This window comes from Ochrobactrum sp. S1502_03, assembly GCF_044435015.1.
In the GTDB taxonomy this organism is placed as follows: Bacteria; Pseudomonadota; Alphaproteobacteria; order Rhizobiales; family Rhizobiaceae; genus Brucella; species Brucella chromiisoli.
Genome location: NZ_JAYEXN010000032.1, coordinates 1 through 21,745, shown reverse-complemented (window position 1 = coordinate 21,745; position 21,745 = coordinate 1). Strand labels below are relative to the sequence as shown.

Sequence of the window (21,745 nt, the reverse complement as noted above, 5' to 3'; positions counted from 1 at the left end):
GTAGTTTCCTCTCAACCAGAAGGAACGGAAGCCATGCTCAATTCAGCACTCGATGCTATCGGCAATACACCACTCATCCGCTTGAAAAAGGCTTCTGAAATCACTGGTTGCGAAATCTATGGCAAGGCTGAATTTCTCAATCCCGGTCAGTCGGTCAAGGATCGCGCAGCGCTCTATATTATCCGTGATGCCGAAAAACGCGGACTTCTCAAGCCCGGTGGCGTTATTGTTGAAGGCACGGCAGGAAACACCGGCATCGGCCTCACCTTTGTTGCCAAGGCGCTTGGCTATCGCACTGTAATCGTTATTCCTGAAACGCAAAGCCAGGAAAAGAAGGATGCCTTGCGTCTGCTGGGTGCGGAACTGATTGAAGTTCCAGCAGCACCCTATCGCAATCCGAACAATTATGTGCGTTTGTCGGGCCGCCTGGCTGAACAACTCGCCAAAACCGAACCCAATGGTGCTATCTGGGCCAATCAATTCGATAATGTGGCCAATCGCAACGCACATATTGAAACCACAGCACAGGAAATCTGGCGTGATACCAATGGCAAGGTCGATGGTTTTGTCTCGGCTGTCGGTTCGGGTGGCACACTCGCAGGCACGGCCTTTGGCCTCAAGGACAAGAATGCGAATATCAAGATCGCTCTCGCTGATCCCTATGGCGCAGCCCTTTATTCCTTTTACACGACGGGCGAACTGAAATCGGAAGGCGATTCCATCACCGAAGGCATCGGGCAGGGGCGTATTACGGCCAATCTCGAAGGTTTTACGCCTGATTTTTCCTATCGCATTGGCGATGCCGACGCACTCGATATTCTGTTTGATCTGGTGCAAGAGGAAGGGCTTTGCCTCGGTGGCTCATCGGGTATTAATATTGCCGGTGCAATCCGCCTTGCAAAAGACCTCGGTCCGGGCCACACAATCGTGACGGTGCTTTGCGACTATGGTAATCGTTACCAGTCCAAGCTGTTCAATCCGGCTTTCCTGCGGGGAAAAGACTTGCCCGTGCCGGGCTGGCTTGAAACAAAAACCGAGATTGAAATACCATACGAGGGATAATCATGGCATACGAGACTGAAGCACTGTTCCGCGAAGATGCATATCTTAAAAGCGCGGAGGGTTCGGTCCTTGCCCTGACAGAGTCCGGCGGCATCATTCTTGATCAGACAAATTTTTATGCCACGTCCGGCGGACAGCCGGGAGATACGGGCTATTTTGAACGTGCCGATGGCTCGCGCATTGAAATTGCTGCAACTGTGACCGGCGAAAGCAAAAATGAAATCATCCATGTGCCAGTCGAAGGGCAGGCGGTGCCCGAAATTGGCGAGAAGCTGGTTCTGCAACTCAATTGGGAGCGCCGCTACAAGCTGATGCGTATGCATACGGCCTGCCATCTTCTTTCTGTCGCATGTCCGTTTCCAATTACCGGTGCCGCAGTTGGTGAAGAGGAAAGCCGTGTCGATTTCGATTTGCCAGATGCGAGCTATACCAAGGAACTGGTGACAGAAAAACTCATGGAAATGGTCAAAGCCAATGATCCCGTTACGCTGCGCTGGATTACCGACGAGGAATTTCTGGCCAATCCTGATATTGTGAAATCAAAGAATGTACGTCCGCCTGTTGGCACGGGACATTTGCGTCTGGTGGTTATCGGCGAAAATGGTTCGGTGGATTCGCAACCTTGCGGCGGCACACACGTTTCTCAAACACAGGAAGTGGGTGAAATCCACATCGGCAAGATCGAAAAGAAGGGCAAGGAAAACCGCCGCTTCCGCATTCGATTTGGCAATGCACCGCAAGCTTGAGAATTTCAGGAGCAATCATGTCCGACAAAAGCGCATTTGTTATTTCCCGCGATGATCTGAAAGCCCGACTGGGCGAGCCGGGCCTCGCAATCGTGGATGCATCGTGGTATTTGCCCGCAGCCGGTCGTAACGGACGCGATGAATATGATGCAGCGCACATTCCGGGTGCCGTCTTCTTCGATCAGGACGTGATTGCCGACAAGGATTCAGGCCTTCCCCATACCTTGCCCTCACCAGAGCTTTTTGCGCGCCATGTCGGTGCAATGGGCATCACGGCAGATGAAACCATTGTTGTTTATGACGGTCCCGGCATGTTCTCCGCACCGCGCGTCTGGTGGATGTTCCGCGTGATGGGCGTGAAGAACGTTCTGGTTCTCGATGGCGGTTTTGATGGCTGGAAAGCAGCAAACTTCCCCGTCACCGATGAAGTGACAAAAATCGCTGCAACAGTTTTCACGCCTTCATTCGATGCGGCCAAGGTCGTTGATTTTGCAGAAATGAGCAAAATCGTCGATGAACGCAGCTCTCAGATCGCCGATGCGCGGGCGGCTGGCCGTTTCACAGGCCGCGATGCAGAGCCGCGGGAAGGGATGCGCTCCGGTCATATGCCGGGCGCACGCAACGTTCCCGTTGGATCGTTGTCTGAAAACGGTCAACTCAAGAGCCTCGACAGCCTTCGCGAAATTTTTCGCAGTGCCGGTGTCGACCTCAACAAACCTGTTATTACAAGCTGCGGCTCCGGCGTGACGGCTGCGGTCATCACCCTCGCGCTGACCTCGCTTGGCCATGAAGACAATCGGCTTTATGATGGATCCTGGAGCGAGTGGGGCAGCAGGCAGGATACGCCTGTCGTGACCGGCGAAGCAGAATAAAATGCCACAAAAAAAGCTTACCGCCAGAGTAACCCATCTGGAAATGACGGCACGGTCGTCACTGTCTGTTCCGGTGCCATCTGGTGTGCGCCTTGCCATCATGCAATCGACCGAAATGCCCGTGCATTTCTATCGCTACCTTTATGAACAAATCGGGCGTCAGCATCATTGGATGATGCGACGCGTGCAAAATGATGCAGAAGTGGCCGAAGCAATTCACGCCGAAACCACCGAAATTCACGTTCTCTATGTCGATGGCAATCCGGCCGGTCTTTTGGAGATCAATCTCGCTGCCTTACCCGAAACGGCTGAAATTCTCTACTTTGGCCTCATGCCGGATTATCAGGGGCGGGGACTGGGAAAATTCTTTCTCAATGAAGCGATTTCCACGGCGTGGTCACATGAGCCGCAAAAAATTTCAATTCACACCAACACGCTCGACAGTCCACGCGCGTTGCAGCTTTACCAGAGAATGGGATTTGTGCCTGTCGGCTGGTCGGAAGAAGAAGTGATAGCGTGGGAATAAGGTTAGCCCCGCGCGACTTCGCGTCCGTTGGTGATTGAAACGACAGACGCGCTTGTAATACGTCCGCTTTCTTCATCAAACACCACGCAATTTCGACCGCGCTGCTTGGCCATATAAAGGCAACGGTCAGCCCGGCTCAACACCTGAGAATTGGATTCATTCTTTGGCGCAGATGCCACACCGATACTGATTGTCAGCGGGTATATCTGATATTCGGTGGCATGGAACGGTGTGTTTTCCACCTCTGAACGTATTCTCTGCGCAACGCGCATACCTGTTTCTCCCGTAGCCCCGGGAAGAAAAACGCAAAACTCCTCGCCACCAATACGCCCGACAAGATCACCCTTGCGCGTCACATTTTGAAGCGCAAATGCAATCAGCTTGAGTGCACGATCACCCACACTATGCCCGAATGTATCATTGATTGCTTTAAAATGATCGGCATCGATGACAAGCAAAGTTCCATTTTCAATGCGCGAGCGGCTGATTTTCATAGCGTCCAACAGTGCTTCGCGGTTGAGCAATCCAGTCATATGATCAACGCGCGAGCGCGCCTGCAATTCGGTATGCGCTTTTTCAAGCTGCGCATAGGCATCCTGAAGTTTGCTATAATGATAGAAAATATAAACAAGCGAAGGGAAGGCGGTAACTATCGGAATGCCTGCACTCAGGCTGATAGCTGCCCGTCCCGGCAGTGAACCGAAAAAGAATCCGACAACAAAGCTGGTTGCTAAGGAAAACAGAACGACACACAACGTTATGAACGCTGCCTTCCATAAAACCGTCTTCATATCTATGAAATCCCCCAACCCTATGAAGATATTTTAGGTGTCTGTTGCTGAACCCTGTATGAACAGACTAGATCGTTAGTGCACAGCCCCCAAACGCCAACCGCCGATGCTGAGAAACCAGTCCATAGGACTAATTTCTGATCCCATTGCGACCAGACAAGTTGCGCGCTGAAATAAAATCCGAACACGCCCCCGATACAATCAGCCCGAAACGCGCCCTCAGAGGCCTTATAGGAGGTGCAACATTTTGATAAAAGCTACATTCCTGCACGAATACAATTATTTATATATGTGTGCCATTAAAAACACAATCTAAAGTAGTGCATCATCAATATCTTACTCATAGATTCGTCTTGAGACAACAATCTTTAAAAGAAATAACATTTGCTGTAATTTTTCACATCGGCGCACAACCCGACTGAAGCGAAACAAAAGCCAATAAAATTATGCTTAAAATAGAATGATTTAGAGCAAATATCGGATTCAAGAAAATCGAAACGCGCTCTGGCGCGGTTCGATCTGACTGAATCAACGGGCGTGCTCTTTCTGTTTGGGTTCACCCATTATCCCACGCAACCCCACTTCGCCCTTTGGCTTGGAATGCTCTAAAAGACTGCCAGATATTTCAAGAGCGATACGATACCGATAATAATGACAATCACCTGGGCGATCTGTTTCACTTTCCCATCAAGCGGTAGCATATTGATGAGGTAAAGGACGAGAAAGATAACCAGAATTGTTATCAGAAGGCTAATGAGGATAGACATAAGCAGTCGGACCCTTCCCGGAACGGATGTTTCTTAACTCTTTCGGCGACCGTTCCATCTGGAGGCCGAACAGAGCGGTATGATAATGGGAAGCGCGGCCCGTTTCCGAGCCAATAACTGTCCCCAATCTCCATCATCCTGTTGCAAAGATGATATGCCGGTTAACGTTCCTATCAGAATAAGGTTCCAGTCATTTACGAAAGGAAATCGGCGACTTATGCCGCCGATGAGAGCAGATTTCGACCGGAATGAAAGGAAAGCCGATCTGATTCAATCAAATCGGCACTCCAAATACACAGCCGTTATTTTTGCATCGAACCCGTCTGCTTACGCCGGTCATGCCAGCTAAATGCTTCTTCAAGCAGGTGAGGGGTGTGACCGCCTCTGTTGCAAGCACGTTCAAAATAATCATTGAGCTGGTCGCGATAATCCGGGTGCGCGCAATTATTGATAATAAGCCGTGCCCGTTCACGTGGTGCAAGCCCGCGTAGATCGGCCAGCCCTTGTTCTGTCACAAGAATATCGACATCATGCTCGGTGTGATCGACATGGGTGACCATCGGCACGATAGACGATATGGCGCCATTCTTCGCTTCGGACTTGCTGACAAATATTGAAATGTAGGCATTACGCGCAAAATCACCGGAACCGCCGATCCCGTTCATCATATGTGTGCCATCGACATGGGTGGAATTCACATTGCCGTAGATGTCAAACTCAAGCGCGGTATTGATGCCGATGATGCCAAGACGACGAATAACTTCCGGGTGATTGCTGATTTCCTGAGGGCGTAAAATCAGCTTGTCGCGATAGCGGTCAATATTACTAAACACGCGCTCGCCACAGGCAGGACTTAACGTGATGGATGAGCCGGAGGCGTAATCGAGTTTGCCAGCATCGAAAAGATCGAAAGTGCTGTCTTGCAGCACTTCACTATACATCCGCAGATTATGAAACGGACTATCCACAAAGCCATTGAGAACAGCATTGGCAATTGTACCAATACCTGCCTGCAAAGGATTGAGTGTCAGATCAAGGCGACCTGCATCGACTTCTTTGAGAAGAAACTCGATGAGATGCGAAGCAATGGCAATGGTTTCGCCATCGGCAGGTTCCACCGTCGAGGCGCTGTCGTTCTCATGGGTGATAACAATGCCGGCGATCTTCTCAGGCGGAATCGGAATATAGGGCAGGCCAACACGGCTGTCGCAGGCCGTCACCGGAATTGGATCGCGGGAAGGGCGCTTCGTTGGAATATAGATGTCGTGCAATCCCTCAAGCGCCAGTGGCTGATTGAGATTAACCTCGACAATGACCTTATCGGCCAGAATTGCGAAGCTCGCAGAGTTACCAATGGATGTCGTTGGAATAATGCCGCCATTTTCAGTGATCGCCAGGGCTTCGACCACGGCGTAGTCAATGGGGCCGATCTGGTTCGAACGCAATTGTTCGACCGTCTCCGAGAGATGCTGATCAATGAACATGACTTCACCGCGATTGATTGCGGCACGCAAAGTACGATCCACCTGAAAAGGCATGCGACGCGCAAGCACATGGGCTTCGGTCAGCACCTTATCGACATCATGGCCAAGGGACGCGCCGGTAATCAAGGTGATCTGGAATGGATCATTTGCAGCACGCGCCGCCATCGCTAAAGGAACTGCCTTGGCATCACCTGAACGCGTAAACCCGCTCATGCCTATAATCATGCCATCTTTGATCAGGCTGGCAGCTTGTTCTGCCGTAATGATCTTATCACGCAGGGATGCGTTCCTGATACGTGCTTCCAACATGTAATCTACCTTCCTTGGAGACCGGCTTTAGGCCGGAAACAACACTCTCCGGTGCGCGAAGCATTTAAGCTGACGATCGGATTCGGCGCATGGGGGTAATAGCGCAAGTCAACAACGATTACACGCATGCTTTGGTCTTAGATCGACAATCAGCAGCCCTGTTGAAATCCGTAATAAGAGAAATGATTGCGATCAAACAGAACCTGCTAAAGGCCTTGCAGGATAAGGGCTTTGACCTGCGAACATTCGTATTGAAGACCCCAACCGGCAATCGCATTGATGTCGGTCATAAAATATACCGTTCGTAAAATATGCAAATTAAAGGGTATTGTTTTTTATAAAATCCATGTACAGGGCAGGGCCATTAAAGCCCTGCCTTGCTATTATTTTAACGGCAGCGTGCAGTGTAAATCTGGCCACGGCTGTTTCTGTATTCGCATTTACCGTTGCGCAGATTGCGAACAAGTAAACCACCAATCGCACCCGCTCCGGCACCAATCAGTGCGCCACGGCCACCTCCAGCGATTCCGCCGATCGCGGCACCAGCAACAGTTCCGATACTGACGTCTTTCTCTGAAGTTGTGCATCCCGCCATGATTAGCATTGCGATCAGCAAGACTGAAATTTTACCCATGAAACTCATCCTCTCCATAAAATAATCTGCAAGCTCAATACCATGAGCTATGTATGAGTATATTCTTATAAACTCAAGCGGCCTAGAAAGGTCGCATCTCTAATTTGCCCATGTGTCGCATCTGTATATTGCCGTCATAAGATTGAATTGCATAATATGGATTATGGAACAACCGGACGTATCATCATGCCGTTTTAGCGGCGTTTAGCGATATAAAGATGCCCTGGTACTGGCGAGCCTTGCTCACTGCGCACAGTGATATCTTCGCAGCGAATGCAGTCCATTCCATGCTCAGACAACTGCGAGCGGACATAAGACTGTGCATGTGCAAAACGCTGGAAATCACCAACCATGAAGTGACGATCCGCAAATCGCGCATCGCTTTGCGTTTCGCTGGAGAAGCAGAAATATCCGTCTGCCTTAAGATGCCTGGCAACGCCCGCAAAAAACGCTTCGAGTTCCCCCATATAAGGCAGCACATCGGTCGCGACGATCAAATCCCAGGCGTCTTCCTGCGTGTTTTCAAGAAACTTGACGGCTTCGCCCACAAAAAGCGCATCATAATCGCCTTTGTCATAAGCAACTTCGATCATGTTTTCAGAGATATCAACGCCAGTCTTGTGTTCGGCCATATCATCAAGCGCATCGGCTGAAAGCCCGGTGCCGCAGCCAAGATCCAGCATGCGTTCCGCCTGAAACTCTTCATCCATTTCGAGAAGCATTTCACGCAACTGCAATGGCACATCATAGCCAAGCTGATCGACAAGAATTGTGTCGAACATCTCTGCATGCTGATCAAACAACGTCGACACATAGGCATCCGGCGCTTTTGGCGGAACGGATCCGCGCCCCATGCTTGCGAGGCGGACCGCAGCACCACCATGATCATCGGGATCAATGCGCAACACGTCCTCATAAGCTTTGGCCGCAGCATCCAGATCGCCGGATTTTTCGAGCGAAAGCGCGAGATTATAGGCTTCTGCAAGCGCTTCCTGATCGAAAGTCTCTTTGTTCTTGTCCGCCATAAAACTTGCCTTTCCCGACACGACCGATTGGAATTTCTCTGTAGATTTTCTTTCCCGGTATGACAAGCAAACCGCAAAAAGATAATGCGCGAAGGCCCCTACTCCGCAGCAGCTGCTTTTATCGTGGCGCTGGGTTTATGCTCTGCAAGCCTGCGCGCAATAACAGCGCAGGCCATAAGCTGAATTTGGTGAAACAGCATCAGCGGCAGCACGACACTGCCAACATTCGCACCTGCAAAGATGGCGCTTGCCATGGGTGCACCACTGGCAAGGCTCTTTTTGGAGCCGCAGAACATGATGGTGATACGATCGGCACGATGAAAGCCCAGCCACTTGCTGCCATACCACGTCGCCAGCATCACGATGACCAGAAGCATTATATTCACACCAAACATCACGCCGAGATCATTCCACGAAACCGTGCGCCAAAGGCCTTCAACAATGGCCTCGCTGAAAGCCAGATAGACGACCATAAGGATGGAACCGCGATCGACAAAACCAAGCGCTTTGCTATGGCGACGCATGAAATGACCGATCCATGGCTGCAAAATCTGCCCCAGCACAAAGGGCGCAAGCAATTGCAGCAAAATCGACTGGAGCGCATCGATCGAAATTCCACCGCTGCCTTTAACAGCAAAAAGCAATCCCACCAGCAATGGTGTCAGAAACATACCGAAAATATTGGATGCGGACGCCGAAACAATCGCTGCCGACACATTACCGCCAGCCATTGACGTAAAAGCGATGGATGATTGCACAGTGGACGGCAACACACAGAGATAAAGAATACCAAGGTAAAACGGAGACTGCGCGAGCCCCGGAATTGTCCAGCCAGCAACAAGTCCCAGAATTGGGAAAAGAACGAATGTTGCGCAGCCTACCACCAGATGCAGCCTCCAGTGAATGACACCGGCAATGACGGCTTCACGCGATAGCCGCGCACCATGAAGGAAGAACAAAAGCCCCACCGCGACCTTGGTCGCAATGGCAAACCAAACAGCAAAATCACCCTGCACAGGAAGGACTGATGCAAGCACAATCGTTGCGATCAACATGCAGGTGAACTTATCGGGTAGAAAACGCATTATCTCGTCAGTCCTTCAGCGCATCAATCTGAAAGCCCTCGTTTCGAATGGGTTGGGGCGCTTTCATCATGAGCAATTATTTCCCGCTTGTAATAGCCCCATCAAAAGCAGGCACAACACGAAAGGACAGGCTGGAGGGCTGATCCGTTCACTTTTCAGGGAGTTTGCAACATAATTCCACCAAAGCGAGCGGCTTTGAAAAATCAATCTACATTGTATCCGTCAGGATTCTTCGATTGCCAGTTCCACATGTCTTTGCACATTTCGCGCAAATCCTTCTGAGCAGTCCAGCCAAGAAAATCACGCGCAAAAGCCGGGTCAGCATAGCATTCTGCCACATCACCGGGACGGCGCGGTGAAAGCTCATATTTGATCTCACGGTTTGAGACGTGCTCAAAAGCCTTAACCACATCAAGAACACTGTAGCCGTGCCCTGTCCCGAGATTGACAGAGAAACACGTCGGTTCATCCAGCTTTTTCAGTGCTTTCAGGTGTCCGGCCGCAAGATCAACCACATGAATATAATCACGCACGCCGGTGCCATCGGGCGTATCGTAATCATTGCCCCAGATATGGAGCTTTTCGCGGCGACCGGTTGCCACCTGCGCAATGATCGGCATCAGATTGTTTGGAATCCCTTTGGGATCTTCACCGATCAGACCGCTTTCATGCGCACCTACCGGATTGAAATAGCGCAAAATGGCAATTTTCCAGCTCTTATCACTGTTATAAAGATCGCGCAGCATCTCTTCGATGATCAGCTTTGTCCGCCCATAAGGATTAGTCGCAGAAAGTGGCTGGTCTTCGGTAATCGGCAGCTTTTCCGGTTCGCCATAAACCGTTGCCGACGAGCTGAAAACAAGTGTCTTAACACCCGTCGCTTCCATTGCCTGCAACAAACGCAGCGTGCCAACCACATTGCAATCGTAATAATGCAGCGGCTTTTCGTTCGATTCACCAACGGCCTTGAGGCCAGCAAAATGAATAACGGCCGTGCATTTATGGCGCTTAATAATCTGTTCAAGAAGCGCACGATCCCGAATGTCGCCCGGCTCACGGATCGGTGCCCGGCCGGTAATTCTCTCTACACGGTGGAGTGATTCCGGGCTGCTGTTATCAAAATTATCGACCACAACAACATCATGGCCAGCTTCAATCAACTGCACGCATGTATGCGAACCGATATATCCGGCACCACCCGTTACAAGAATCGTCATTCTCTCAATACCTGCTTGTTGAACATATCGCCTTGATATGCGATCCCGGTCTTTGTGCTGACTATGCCAAAACCGAAGCGGACTGCAACCCGGTCCATACAATTCTCGCAAATTACCCGAACAGTGCCTCATCACTTTTTATGGAGCGAAGATGGAACCTTCCCGCAATATTGACCGTCTTCTCGAAATCATGATCGCCCTGCGCAATCCAGAAACTGGCTGCCCATGGGACGTTGAACAGACATCGCAATCGATTGCACCCTATACGCTTGAAGAGGTCTATGAGGTTCTCGACGCCATCGAACGCGATGATGTGGATGATTTGCGCGAAGAGCTTGGTGATCTGTTGTTGCAGGTGGTGTTTCATTCGCGCATGGCGGAAGAACAGGGCCAGTTCGCCTTTGGTGATGTGGTCGAAGCCATCACGCGCAAAATGATCCGTCGCCACCCGCATGTATTTGGCGATGAAGAAGCCAGAAGCGCAGGCCTGGCCAAGGGATCATGGAACCGCATCAAGGCTGAGGAAAAAGCAGAGCGCGCAGAACGCCGCGCAAAGCTTGGTTTGGAAACGGTCGAGAAAACCCGCTATCTAGATGATATTCCGAAGGCCTTCCCTGCCCTGTTGCGCGCATTAAAGCTCCAGCAAAAAGCTGCCAAGGTTGGCTTCGACTGGTCTGAAGCAGCCCCCATCCTTGACAAGATTGCCGAGGAAACCGCAGAACTCAAAGGGGCAATGGCATCTCACGACAAGGCCCATATTCAGGAGGAATATGGCGATCTTCTTTTCGCGATGGTCAACCTCGGCAGGCATCTGGAAATCGACCCCGAAACCGCATTGATCGCCACCAATGACAAGTTCAAGCGCCGCTTCGATTATATCGAAAAATCGCTCAAAGAATCCGGTGGCAATCTCGAATCAGCCCAGCTTGATGATATGGAAGCCATTTGGGTCGAGGCGAAGAAAAAGGGGCTTTAATCAGCCCCTTTCCTCACGACTTATCTACCCATTTTGGGCGGGTCATCTGATAGACCTCTTGCGTGGTCGCATAATCCATATAGCCAAGGCGTGTTACCGGCTTGGCTTTTCGGATGTCGAACAGGCCGTCTGTCAGCACGGATTCATCAATGTGAACACCAACAACTTCGCCGATCACCATGTAATTATCGGTTCGCCTGCCCTCTTTGTCCTGCAAATTTTGAACTTCAACGGCCACACATTCAAGGGCCGCATAGGCCTCTTTTACAAAGGGCGCTGCGATGAGCTTGCTTGGGGCGGCAGTCAGTCCGGCATATGAAAACTCGCTGATACCGCGCGGGGCATTTACCGATGTTGCATTCATATGCTCTTTAAGATGATCACTGACCAGACTGGCTGTAAATTCACCCGTTTCCTCAATAAATGTCACGCTGTCTTTCACCCCGCTGGATGAAAACATGATCATCGGCGGCGTGTCACATACTGCATTGAAAAAGGAATAGGGTGCGAGGTTTACGGCCCCCGTCTTTGAACGTGTTCCGATCCAGCCGATGGGGCGTGGTGCAACGATCGCCTTGAATGGATTATGAGGCAGATTATGACCTGATTGTGGTTCATAAAACATCGGGTTTTCCAGCGTTTAAGCAAGTTTGCTAATATTCAACATCAAGATGACCACGGGCTATTATAATCGGACACAATCTTATCCATATCTGCACGCGGGCGTTCCGGCATTTTGTTTTTCGCTGTTCCAACATGAACAAAACCCGCAACCCGCTCGTCTGGCGAAAGGCCGAGATAGGCGCGAGCCGGTGCATCATCCGAATACCAGTTGGTAATCCAGTTCGTTGCATAGCCGAGCGCATTGGCTGCCGTGCAAAGGTTCATGGCTACCGCACCAGCTGAAAGAAACTGCTCCCATTCCGGGATACGCTCATGCGCCACCGGTGAGGAGATAACACCAACAACCAATGGCGCACGTGCAAAACGCGCGCGCTCCTGATCCCTGCGGCTATCGGGCAACGGCCCTTCCCGCTCCTCAGCGCGCTTGGCAAGATATGCACCAACCTGATGGCGCACATCACCGCGATACAGGATGAAGCGCCATGGCGTCAGACGGCCATGATCAGGCACGCGGGCTGCAACTTTCAGCAATTCGTCAAGCTCAGCACCTTGCGGCGCTGGCTCGGAAATCGCGGAAATCGGCGTGGAACTGCGCTGCGCCAGAAACTCAAAGACCGGATGTGTCACGGGGGGAAACCTCATCGCTCAAATCTGCATAAATCGCTCCACTTCAATGGAGGCGACTTCTTCTCGCGCGACATCATGAAGGTGTAAAGCCTAAAATCAATGACGATGCGTCAGGCGCAATGATAAATTTGAAACACAACGGTCAGTTTAGCCTTGAATTTGCCATGCGCTTGAGTGCAAAACATCACCATGTCAGATCGCTCAGACCTGTTTCAGAAAAAGCATACGAAATTATCACGCAGCAAGGCACTTGTAGCGGCTGTTTCGCTTGCCCTGATTGCATCGTCACCGGCACTTGCGCAGGACATTAACGGCACAATCGGCCTGCCTGACCTCCCGCAGCCAAAGCTCGACCTGCCAAAACTCAGTCCCTATGCAAATCCGTCCAGCCCTGAAAACAACCCTCTCGTTAAAACCAGTGAGCTTGATCTGAAAGCCCGTCTTAATCAAGATGGGCCGGATATACCCTCTGGGCTTGTCTGGCGTGTTTTTGCGCCAGAGGTTGGCCCGGACGGGCAATTGGCGCTGATTGCATCGTCAAAGGGTGGCAGCGCGGTTTTCAACCTGCCAGAAGGCAGTTATCTGGTTCATGCCGCATATGGCCGTGCAGGCGCAACCAAGCGCATTACGCTCACCAATGGCATTCGTCATGAAGTCATGACGCTTGATGCTGGCGGAATGAAGCTAAGCGCCGTCCTGCCGGATGCCGGCAAAATCAAAAGCGACCTTGTTCGCTTCTCTATCTATGCCGATGAGGACAATAGTGAACGCTCGCTGATCGTTCCCGATGTAAAACCGGATACTATCATCCGGCTAAACAGCGGCACTTATCACGTTGTCTCCAATTATGGCACGGCCAATGCGATAATCCGCGCCGATATTCGGGTCGAGGCAGGCAAACTGACAGAAGCCACAGTTCAACATCGCGCTGCGGAAGTCATTCTAAAACTGGTGCGTGAAAAAGGCGGTGAAGCGCTCGCTGACACGTCATGGTCGATACTCAATGCTTCGGGTGATGTGGTTCGTGAAAGCGCAGGCGCTTATTCATCGATGGTTCTCATCGAGGGTGACTATGTCGCCATCGCGAAAAACAAAGACCGAATTTATCAGCGCGACTTCAAAGTGACCTCGGGCCACAATGAAGAAGTGGAAGTCATCGCCAACCGCGAGTCGGAAGCACTGACAGACAACGACGCCGCTCAGGACTAAAGCATTTCCAGTAAAATTGCGAAAAGGCCCACTTGAAGTGGGCCTTTTTGTTTATGCGTTGCGCAGACGCAGGAGATCTGGCGGTGTTGCCTCTTCGCTCAGACGAGCAATCGCTTCATCCAGCGTCATGGATTCCTGATCGCGCGAGCCAAGACGACGCATATTAACCGTCTTTTCTTCCGCTTCACGCATACCGCAAACGAGAATCACCGGAACCTTCTGAACCGAATGTTCGCGAACCTTATAGTTGATCTTCTCGTTGCGTGTGTCAGTCACGACCTGCAAGCCTGCCGCCTTGAGTTTGGCTGCAACTTCCGCAGCATAGCCATCGGCTTCTGAGGTAATCGTCGCAACAACAACCTGAACCGGAGCAAACCACAGCGGCATGTGACCGGCGAAGTTTTCGATCAGAATGCCGAGAAAACGCTCCATTGAACCGCAGATCGCGCGATGGATCATCACCGGCTGCGTCTTTTCCGAATTGCTGTCGATGTAGAAAGCGCCAAAACGTTCCGGCAGGTTGAAATCAACCTGTGTCGTTCCGCACTGCCATTCACGGCCAATCGCATCTTTCAGCGTATATTCGAATTTCGGACCGTAGAACGCACCCTCACCTGGCAGAATGCCAGTCTTGATGTCGTCCGACTGTTCCTTGATCTGCTCAAGAACCGTCATCATCACGCTTTCAGCGCGATCCCACAATTCATCCGAACCAACGCGCTTTTCAGGACGCGTCGAAAGCTTGATCGTGATCTCCTTGAAGCCGAAATCTTTATAGACCGACAAAATGAGATCGTTGATGCGCAGGCATTCAGCAGCCATCTGCTCTTCGGTACAGAACACATGCGCATCGTCCTGCGTGAAGCCACGCACACGCATCAGGCCATGCAATGCCCCCGATGGTTCGTAGCGATGCACATTACCAAATTCTGCAAGCTTTATAGGCAGATCGCGGTAAGACTTAAGACCATGCTTAAATATCTGAACGTGACCTGGGCAGTTCATAGGCTTCAATGCAAACACGCGATCATCGTCGGTATCATCACCGGCAACAGTCACCTTGAACATGTTGTCGCGATACCAACCCCAGTGACCGGATGTCTCCCAAAGCGACTTGTCCAGCACCTGCGGTGCATTGACTTCCTGATAGCCATGACTGTCGAGACGACGGCGCATATAAGCGACGAGCGTCTGGAACATGCGCCAGCCTTTGGCGTGCCAGAAAACAACGCCCGGACCCTCTTCCTGGAAATGGAACAGGTCCATTTCACGACCCAGACGGCGGTGATCGCGCTTCTCCGCTTCTTCAAGCATATGAAGATAAGCGTTGAGATCGGCATCATTGGCGAATGCCGTACCGTAAATGCGGGTCAGCATTGGATTGTTGGCATCACCGCGCCAGTAGGCACCAGCAACCTTCATCAGCTTGAATGAATTGCCGATCTGGCCCGTGGACGCCATATGCGGACCGCGGCAAAGATCGAACCATTCGCCCTGATTGTAGATTTTCAGATCCTGACCTTCAGGGATCGCGTCAACGAGTTCGACCTTGTAGCTTTCGCCCTTATCGGCAAAAACCTGCTTGGCCTTCTCGCGCGACCACACCTGCTTGGTGAATGGCTTGTTGCGCTGAATAATTTCGCGCATCTTCTTTTCAATCACCGGCAGATCATCGGGCGTGAAAGGTTCATTCCGCGCAAAGTCGTAATAAAAGCCGTTCTCAATGACTGGACCGATTGTAACCTGCGTTCCCGGAAAAAGCTCCTGCACAGCTTCGGCCAGAACGTGCGCCGTATCGTGACGGATCAGTTCAAGCGCACGTGGATCTTCACGGGTCAAAATTTCGATTGCACCGGAAGCGCCAAGCGGATCTGAAAGATCACGCACGGTACCGTCTACGGCGTAAGCCACGGCTTTCTTGGCAAGTGATTTGGAAATCGATTCGGCGAGTTCGGCACCGGTTGTTGCGGCATCATATTCGCGCACCGAGCCATCAGGAAACTGCATGGAAACGTTCGACATCATATTCTCCTTATCCAGTCCCGCCAACGATTGCGGGTGGTTTACTCACGAAAGGCGCTCTCTGTAACAGAGCCGCGCCTATGTAATCTTGAATGAAGACTGGCTATTAATCTCTTTTGATCAGCACGTAAAGGAAAAGCGCCGTGGCAAACTGCATCACAGCGCGATCAGAATTCCGACGACTAAAGAAAATCAGTTGCGAATGGCAAGGCAGGGAACACCCTGCTGCTGAAGCTGTACGCAGGTCTTTTGCGCTGCATCTGAATCTTTGAAGCCCGTGAAGCGCACACGATAGACCTTGCGACCGCGCGTCGATGGCGAAATCTCGCCTTTTGTACCCGGAACCAGACGGCTCACCACCGGCAGATATTTTGCCTGCAACGCATCAGCACCTGAACGCGATGGGGTCGCTCCAACCTGAACACGCCATGCAGACATCGCAGCTTTCACCAAAAAGCCGCCATCACCCTGCTCGATCCTATTGTCGTCAATCGTATCGGCAATCACATCGGCTTTTGGCTTTTCAGGCATAAGCGGCGAGATAATGGGCAAAGGTGTCTGAACCGAAGCAGTCACGATTTCGTCGACGCCGGTTCCGGCGTCCTCCTTGCCAAAACGTGTCAGCAGCTTTGCCATGCGATCATCACGCTCGCGCGAGGAGCCAGCACCAAGCACAACGCCAACGAGATGCTTGTCATTGATGATCGCGGAGGAAACGAGATTATAGCCCGAAACATCCGTATATCCGGTCTTGATGCCATCAACGCCCTGATAGCGATACATCAGATTGTTGTGACCGTTGAACGGACGTCCTTTGTAAGCGAAGGAACGCTGGGAAAACAACGCATACTCATTTGGAAAATCACGGCGCAGCGACATGCCAAGCACAGCCATATCGCGTGCAGTCGTCAATTGCGTCATCTTTCCGGTCAAACCCGATGGATTGACGAAATAGGTACTCTTCATGCCGAGATTTCGGGCTCTCTGCGTCATCAGGCGACCAAAAGAGGCTTCTGAACCACCCAGATATTCGCCCATGACAGTGGCTGCATCATTGGCAGATACGACAATCATACCGCTGATCGCATCGCGAACCGAAATGGTTTCACCTGCCTTGAGCCAGAGTTTCATTCTGACTTTTGCCGCCGCATTTTTAGAAATCGGCATCTGATCGTCCCAATGAATCCGACCGGTCTTCAAGGCCTCAAAAGCCAGATAAAGGGTCATCATCTTGGCAAGCGATGCAGGCGCATGTTGTACGGTTGAGCCATCCTGCCCAAGAATCACGCCACTATCGGCATCAAACACAACCCATGAAACATTGGCCATAGCGTTGGTTGCACAGAAGATGCTGGCACCAAGCGCAACACCTGCAATCAGCCGGGAGATGCGTGACGATAATTTATGCATGATGGCTCACAAGAAGAGAAAACTCATTGCAAATGAAGTCGAATTGCGGCGTGAAAAAGACGCTTGCTCAACTTGATTTGCATTTCCTGATAAAACCGATTTATCATTAACGAATTCTGAGCAACACACAATAAATCAACAATTTTTAACAGTTTTTCAGCGCCTGGGTGATGAAACTCGCCAGAATCGCCAGGGCAAATACCACCGAAATTCGTCTGAAAGTTCTCTTGGCACAGGGTCAAAACCGTGAGTCCCCATGGGACCACAGCGCATGATACGAAAAAGCCCCATCCAGCTGCCGTTCCACAATCCGTAACGAGCAACAGATTCGTAGGTATATTCTGAACAGGTCGGCATATGGCGGCAGGAATTGCCGATAAAGGATGAAAGCGTGAGCTGGTAAAGTCTGATCAAACCCGTCCCCAGCACCCTGCCCGGTGTTTTGCGCCAAGGATCGGTAAAATTGCGGGTTTGTCGCTTCTTATTGATCGCAGCCTTGGCCGGATGATCTTTCCCGCAATTGCACATCAGGCGGCCTGCACCTTTTCCTCGATTTGACGGATGCAGTCGACAACTGCATCAAATGTCAAAAGCGTTGAAGCATGACGGGCTTTGTAGTCTCGCACCGGTTCAAAATATTTCAGATCTTCAAAACGACCGTCAGGTGCAGGACCATTTTCCTTGAGCATCTTGTACATAGAATCGCGCGCAACGCGCAATTCCTGCGCCGTGCAACCGACCACATTGCGCGCCATAACTGAGGATGACGCCTGCCCCAAAGCGCAAGCCTTCACCTCATGTGCAAAGTCCGTAACCACCCCATCCGCCATCTTGAGATAAACAGTCACTGTCGAACCGCACAATTTTGAATGAACAGTCGCCACGGCATCAGGCTCCGCAATGCGTCCCAGTCGTTCAATGTTCCCTGCAAATTCAAGGATACGTTTGTTATATACATCGTCTATCATTGAGATGAACCTTCCGCCTTACCGGATAAAAATGCAAAATTGTCGTCCGGTAACGGTTTGAAGTTGCATTTTCCTGTCTATATAATAGGCAGTGCGCAGCTGCGCCATGGTCAGATTATCGCATGGTTATGAAGTCGCACAAATATCCGTCCGGCAGCTTGGTGTTGCCGGATCAATACATCGCACGTTCGCAAGACGCATCGCTGTATTGTCCGTTTAACTCGTCTCCTCCGTGAAGGAGACTACTGGAGAATACGAATGGACGCTCGCATCCTTCCGATCGATAACGAACCCATTGTTTCCAAAGAATCGCCAAAGCCAACACAGGCCGAAGCAGAAGCTGCTGTGCGAACCCTTCTTCGCTGGGCCGGCGACAATCCCGACCGTGAAGGGCTTCTCGATACGCCCATGCGTGTTGCAAAATCCTATAGCGAACTTTTTGGTGGCTATGATGAGAGCCCGGAAGATGTGCTGGGCACGACTTTTGAGGAAGTCTCGGGTTATAACAATATGGTGTTGGTGAAGGACATTTCCTTCTTCTCGCATTGCGAACACCATATGGTGCCAATTATCGGCAAGGCGCATGTCGCCTATCTGCCTGATGGCAAGGTGCTTGGCCTGTCCAAGATTGCACGCGTTGTTGATATTTTTGCCCGTCGCCTGCAAACGCAGGAAAGCATTACCGCGCAGATCGCTGATAGCATTCAGCGTATTCTCAAGCCACGCGGCGTTGCAGTCATGATCGACGCGGAACATATGTGCATGGCGATGCGCGGCATCCGTAAGCAGGGTTCAAGCACGATCACCACCACCTTTACCGGCACTTTTAAGGAAGAAGTGAACGAACAGGTCCGCTTCATGAGCCTTATCCGCAAGTAAAACCAATTTATCAGGCGCAACAATGAGCTTTTTCCCTGCCCAACCTTCCGACAAGAAGGCGATTGAAGAAGGTGCGGTTTTCATGCCGCGCTTCGACGCTTCCGGCCTCATCACAGCCGTCGTGACGGATGCGCATGATGGTGAATTGCTCATGGTCGCACATATGAATGAAGAAGCGCTGCGCCTGACGCTTGAAACCGGGATTGCGCATTATTGGTCGCGCTCCCGCAACACGCTTTGGAAAAAGGGCGAGACATCCGGCAACCTGCAAAGCGTGATCGAACTGCGCACCGATTGCGATCAGGATGCTCTGTGGCTCAAGGTTCGCGTCGCAGGCGATGGCCCAACCTGCCACACCGGTCGGCGCTCCTGCTTTTATCGTCAGGTGCAGTCCGAAAATGGTCAGGTCAGCCTGTCACTGAATGGCTCCTGCGACCACCAGCACTAACGGGCTGCTGTTGAGCATACAAAGGTCGCTCTAAGTTTTTTCTTGGCCTTCAAATCGCAGCATTTATTGTTTCGATACCGTGTTTTGGTAATATCATCAAAACAAGAGGTGCTTAATCGATATGCGTGCATGGGGTCAAAGGCGCAGGGCTGCCAATCCACAAGCCCTGACGCCTGAAGAAGAAATCATCAATCAGCCACAGGTGCGACATCAGCCGCGCCGCATTGCCCTTGCTCTGGGCGGCGGTGCCGCGCGTGGATGGGCGCATATTGGCGTGCTGCGCGCACTTGATGAGGCTGGGATCGAGATTGAAATGATTGCCGGCACCTCAATCGGCGCATTGGTCGGCGGATGCTATCTCGCCGGAAAGCTCGATCAACTGGAAGAATTTGCGCGCAGTCTCACGCGGCGGCGGATGTTCAATCTTCTCGACATCACATTTCGCGGTAGTGGTCTGTTCGGTGGCATGAAGCTTGACAATCGTATGCGTGAGCATCTCGATGGCTTGCGCCTTGAGGAGCTTGACCGCCCCTTCGTGGCTGTTTGCACCGAATTGCACACCGGCCATGAAATCTGGCTTTCAAATGGCCCTTTAGTCGAAGCCATGCGCGCTTCCTATGCACTGCCCGGCGTGTTCGAGCCTGTCCGCTGGCAGGAGCGTGTGCTGGTCGATGGCGCGCTGGTCAACCCGGTTCCAGTCTCCGTATGCCGCGCCTATGAACAACGCTTGGTTCTCGCTGTGAACCTTCATTACGATCAGTTCGGACGTGCAGCCGTCATCAAACATGCACAGTCGCAGCGCGAAAATCTCACCGAAGCCATACAAGGCGGCAAAGAAAACCGCCTCGGTATAACGGGTGTGATGATGGAAGCTTTCAACATCATTCAGGACCGCATTTCACGCGCGCGTATGGCTGGCGATCCACCGGATGTGTCGCTGATGCCGACCGTTGCACAAATCGGCCTCGCAGATTTCCACCGCGCATCTGAGGCAATCGACATCGGCTATGCAGAAACCGTCAAAAGACTGGAAGACATTAAGCGCCTTCAGGGGATCAGCGGCTGATAACTCATTATTTTTCTATTATTTTCAAAAAGATTGGGCGAAGTTCAAGAATAGGCTTGTGCCTGTCGGATCGATTTGCTAGATGCCTCCTCGCTGACAAGTTCAGCTTCTACCACGTGCGGTCGTGGCGGAATTGGTAGACGCGCAGCGTTGAGGTCGCTGTGGGGCAACCCGTGGAAGTTCGAGTCTTCTCGACCGCACCATTCTCTTTCAGAATTATCATTTACATTGAAAATGTCGCTCCGCGATCTGGTTAACCACCAGATTAAGCTGAGTTCTTTGCATTTTAAAATCAAGCGTTTAAGCGCATCACAAAATAAATTCAATCAATTGTGCTCAACTGAAAGAATAGCCTTGTGCAGTCGAAACTGATTTGCTAAATGCCCTCTCGCTGACAGTGTTCAGCTTCTACCACACAGTGCGGTCGTGGCGGAATTGGTAGACGCGCAGCGTTGAGGTCGCTGTGGGGCAACCCGTGGAAGTTCGAGTCTTCTCGACCGCACCATTTACCACCCTATATCAGTGTTTTTATCCAAATAAATCAATACCTTAGTTTTTAAGGTGTCCCACATCAAGACCATGCGTGGGACACATCTACTCGTTCCATGGCGCCAAGAGCCAGCTTCCAACGCTCAACTCTCCGGGTATAAACCTCGGATGTTTTCGCTTCGGAATGGCCGAGGATTGCCATGATTTCGTATTGGCTGCACCCCTGTTCTGCCAGCAATTCGGCAAGCCCCTTGCGAACGCCGTGAGCTGACAGCATCGGCAGGCCGGCATCCTTGCACCATCGCTTAAACATCGCGGACATACTGTCCCCGCTTGCGAATGGCTTGCCGCCACGACCGAGAACATAAGTGCCGCCTTGAACCGTAGGCGTGCGGGTGGCCGTCTTCAGGGTGTCATTAAGCATGGAATAAGGACCCCATTTGAGGGGTTATCGGCATCCAAACGGGACCCCTTATTTAAAGGGTAACATGACCTTCGATTTCAATCGG

Annotated in this window: 24 protein-coding genes and 2 tRNA genes; 12 read left to right on the top strand and 14 right to left on the bottom strand. The window is 51.5% G+C overall.

Going from position 1 to position 21,745, the window contains the following annotated elements; translation table 11 throughout:
• The first annotated feature begins 33 nt into the window (after positions 1-33).
• From VBH83_RS15930 to VBH83_RS15915, 4 genes are read left to right on the top strand one after another with little or no spacing between them, the layout of a single operon-like run.
• Positions 34-1,062 carry a cysteine synthase A gene (locus tag VBH83_RS15930; RefSeq protein WP_265984689.1) on the top strand — a complete coding sequence of 343 codons (1,029 nt, stop codon included), beginning with the start codon at positions 34-36 and terminating at the stop codon, positions 1,060-1,062.
• A gap of 2 nt (positions 1,063-1,064) precedes the next feature.
• On the top strand, positions 1,065-1,808 hold the full coding sequence (locus VBH83_RS15925; RefSeq protein ID WP_265984688.1) for an alanyl-tRNA editing protein: 744 nt from the start codon (positions 1,065-1,067) through the stop codon (positions 1,806-1,808).
• Between the two features lie 17 nt (positions 1,809-1,825).
• Positions 1,826-2,680, top strand: a complete 855-nt coding sequence (gene sseA / locus VBH83_RS15920; RefSeq protein WP_265984687.1) for a 3-mercaptopyruvate sulfurtransferase — start codon at positions 1,826-1,828, stop codon at positions 2,678-2,680.
• A gap of 1 nt (position 2,681) precedes the next feature.
• On the top strand, positions 2,682-3,206 hold the full coding sequence (locus VBH83_RS15915) for a GNAT family N-acetyltransferase (RefSeq protein ID WP_396998574.1): 525 nt from the start codon (positions 2,682-2,684) through the stop codon (positions 3,204-3,206).
• A 2-nt stretch (positions 3,207-3,208) separates the two neighbouring features.
• Here VBH83_RS15915 and VBH83_RS15910 read toward each other — a convergent pair whose 3' ends face one another.
• The 3 genes from VBH83_RS15910 to VBH83_RS15900 all read right to left on the bottom strand — a co-directional run bounded on the left by VBH83_RS15910 (position 3,209) and on the right by VBH83_RS15900 (position 6,557).
• Complete coding sequence (locus VBH83_RS15910; RefSeq protein WP_396998572.1) at positions 3,209-3,997, bottom strand: GGDEF domain-containing protein; 789 nt, start codon at positions 3,995-3,997, stop codon at positions 3,209-3,211.
• Between the two features lie 605 nt (positions 3,998-4,602).
• Complete coding sequence (locus tag VBH83_RS15905; RefSeq protein WP_265984684.1) at positions 4,603-4,764, bottom strand: Thivi_2564 family membrane protein; 162 nt, start codon at positions 4,762-4,764, stop codon at positions 4,603-4,605.
• A gap of 302 nt (positions 4,765-5,066) precedes the next feature.
• Positions 5,067-6,557, bottom strand: coding sequence for an acetyl-CoA hydrolase/transferase family protein (locus VBH83_RS15900; protein ID WP_265984683.1), 1,491 nt, complete (start codon positions 6,555-6,557; stop codon positions 5,067-5,069).
• Positions 6,558-6,646: 89 nt separating this feature from the next.
• Here VBH83_RS15900 and VBH83_RS15895 point away from each other — a divergent pair, with 89 nt between their 5' ends.
• Complete coding sequence (locus VBH83_RS15895; protein ID WP_265984682.1) at positions 6,647-6,865, top strand: hypothetical protein; 219 nt, start codon at positions 6,647-6,649, stop codon at positions 6,863-6,865.
• Positions 6,866-6,945: 80 nt separating this feature from the next.
• On the opposite strand, the gene VBH83_RS15890 is transcribed toward VBH83_RS15895, so the two are convergent.
• The 4 genes from VBH83_RS15890 to galE form a co-directional block, all read right to left on the bottom strand.
• A complete protein-coding gene (locus VBH83_RS15890) occupies positions 6,946-7,191 on the bottom strand; it encodes a YMGG-like glycine zipper-containing protein (RefSeq protein WP_265984681.1) in 246 nt (81 codons plus the stop codon).
• A 194-nt stretch (positions 7,192-7,385) separates the two neighbouring features.
• The gene (locus VBH83_RS15885; RefSeq protein ID WP_265984680.1) at positions 7,386-8,216 is read right to left on the bottom strand and encodes a methyltransferase domain-containing protein; all 831 of its coding nucleotides are present in this window, start codon (positions 8,214-8,216) and stop codon (positions 7,386-7,388) included.
• Between the two features lie 98 nt (positions 8,217-8,314).
• Positions 8,315-9,301: a bile acid:sodium symporter family protein gene (locus tag VBH83_RS15880; RefSeq protein ID WP_265984679.1), complete on the bottom strand. Its 987-nt coding sequence runs from the start codon at positions 9,299-9,301 to the stop codon at positions 8,315-8,317.
• A 203-nt stretch (positions 9,302-9,504) separates the two neighbouring features.
• Positions 9,505-10,518, bottom strand: coding sequence for a UDP-glucose 4-epimerase GalE (gene galE, locus VBH83_RS15875; protein WP_265984678.1), 1,014 nt, complete (start codon positions 10,516-10,518; stop codon positions 9,505-9,507).
• A gap of 151 nt (positions 10,519-10,669) precedes the next feature.
• Between galE and mazG the strand changes: the two genes are divergently transcribed.
• On the top strand, positions 10,670-11,494 hold the full coding sequence (gene mazG / locus VBH83_RS15870) for a nucleoside triphosphate pyrophosphohydrolase (protein WP_396998568.1): 825 nt from the start codon (positions 10,670-10,672) through the stop codon (positions 11,492-11,494).
• 13 nt (positions 11,495-11,507) lie between these two features.
• On the opposite strand, the gene VBH83_RS15865 is transcribed toward mazG, so the two are convergent.
• Together VBH83_RS15865 and VBH83_RS15860 are read right to left on the bottom strand one after the other, a co-directional pair.
• Positions 11,508-12,119, bottom strand: coding sequence for a flavin reductase family protein (locus VBH83_RS15865; RefSeq protein ID WP_396998566.1), 612 nt, complete (start codon positions 12,117-12,119; stop codon positions 11,508-11,510).
• Positions 12,120-12,160: 41 nt separating this feature from the next.
• A complete protein-coding gene (locus VBH83_RS15860) occupies positions 12,161-12,745 on the bottom strand; it encodes a nitroreductase (RefSeq protein ID WP_396998583.1) in 585 nt (194 codons plus the stop codon).
• Between the two features lie 189 nt (positions 12,746-12,934).
• Here VBH83_RS15860 and VBH83_RS15855 point away from each other — a divergent pair, with 189 nt between their 5' ends.
• Complete coding sequence (locus VBH83_RS15855; protein WP_265984675.1) at positions 12,935-13,954, top strand: hypothetical protein; 1,020 nt, start codon at positions 12,935-12,937, stop codon at positions 13,952-13,954.
• 51 nt (positions 13,955-14,005) lie between these two features.
• Here the strand turns inward: VBH83_RS15855 and thrS are convergent, their stop codons facing one another.
• From thrS to VBH83_RS15835, 4 genes are all read right to left on the bottom strand, one after another.
• On the bottom strand, positions 14,006-15,979 hold the full coding sequence (gene thrS, locus VBH83_RS15850; protein ID WP_265984674.1) for a threonine--tRNA ligase: 1,974 nt from the start codon (positions 15,977-15,979) through the stop codon (positions 14,006-14,008).
• Between the two features lie 189 nt (positions 15,980-16,168).
• A complete protein-coding gene (locus tag VBH83_RS15845; RefSeq protein ID WP_265984673.1) occupies positions 16,169-17,386 on the bottom strand; it encodes a D-alanyl-D-alanine carboxypeptidase in 1,218 nt (405 codons plus the stop codon).
• A gap of 156 nt (positions 17,387-17,542) precedes the next feature.
• Positions 17,543-17,914, bottom strand: a complete 372-nt coding sequence (gene yidD / locus VBH83_RS15840; RefSeq protein ID WP_265984672.1) for a membrane protein insertion efficiency factor YidD — start codon at positions 17,912-17,914, stop codon at positions 17,543-17,545.
• Positions 17,914-18,354 (bottom strand): iron-sulfur cluster assembly scaffold protein, encoded by a 441-nt coding sequence (locus VBH83_RS15835; RefSeq protein WP_265984671.1) that lies wholly within the window; start codon positions 18,352-18,354, stop codon positions 17,914-17,916. Before VBH83_RS15835 ends, yidD begins: the two co-directional genes overlap by 1 nt.
• Before the next feature lie 258 nt (positions 18,355-18,612).
• On the opposite strand from VBH83_RS15835, the gene folE reads away from it, so the two are divergent.
• The 5 genes from folE to VBH83_RS15810 all read left to right on the top strand — a co-directional run bounded on the left by folE (position 18,613) and on the right by VBH83_RS15810 (position 21,252).
• Positions 18,613-19,233 (top strand): GTP cyclohydrolase I FolE, encoded by a 621-nt coding sequence (gene folE, locus VBH83_RS15830; RefSeq protein WP_396998563.1) that lies wholly within the window; start codon positions 18,613-18,615, stop codon positions 19,231-19,233.
• 22 nt (positions 19,234-19,255) lie between these two features.
• Positions 19,256-19,681, top strand: coding sequence for a phosphoribosyl-AMP cyclohydrolase (gene hisI, locus VBH83_RS15825; RefSeq protein ID WP_265984669.1), 426 nt, complete (start codon positions 19,256-19,258; stop codon positions 19,679-19,681).
• A gap of 121 nt (positions 19,682-19,802) precedes the next feature.
• Positions 19,803-20,747, top strand: coding sequence for a patatin-like phospholipase family protein (locus VBH83_RS15820; protein ID WP_396998561.1), 945 nt, complete (start codon positions 19,803-19,805; stop codon positions 20,745-20,747).
• A 118-nt stretch (positions 20,748-20,865) separates the two neighbouring features.
• Positions 20,866-20,950 (top strand) — tRNA-Leu (locus tag VBH83_RS15815).
• A gap of 217 nt (positions 20,951-21,167) precedes the next feature.
• Positions 21,168-21,252: transfer RNA gene (locus VBH83_RS15810), tRNA-Leu, on the top strand.
• Positions 21,253-21,318: 66 nt separating this feature from the next.
• On the opposite strand, the gene VBH83_RS15805 is transcribed toward VBH83_RS15810, so the two are convergent.
• Positions 21,319-21,660, bottom strand: a complete 342-nt coding sequence (locus VBH83_RS15805; protein ID WP_396998559.1) for a tyrosine-type recombinase/integrase — start codon at positions 21,658-21,660, stop codon at positions 21,319-21,321.
• Positions 21,661-21,745 lie beyond the last annotated feature (85 nt).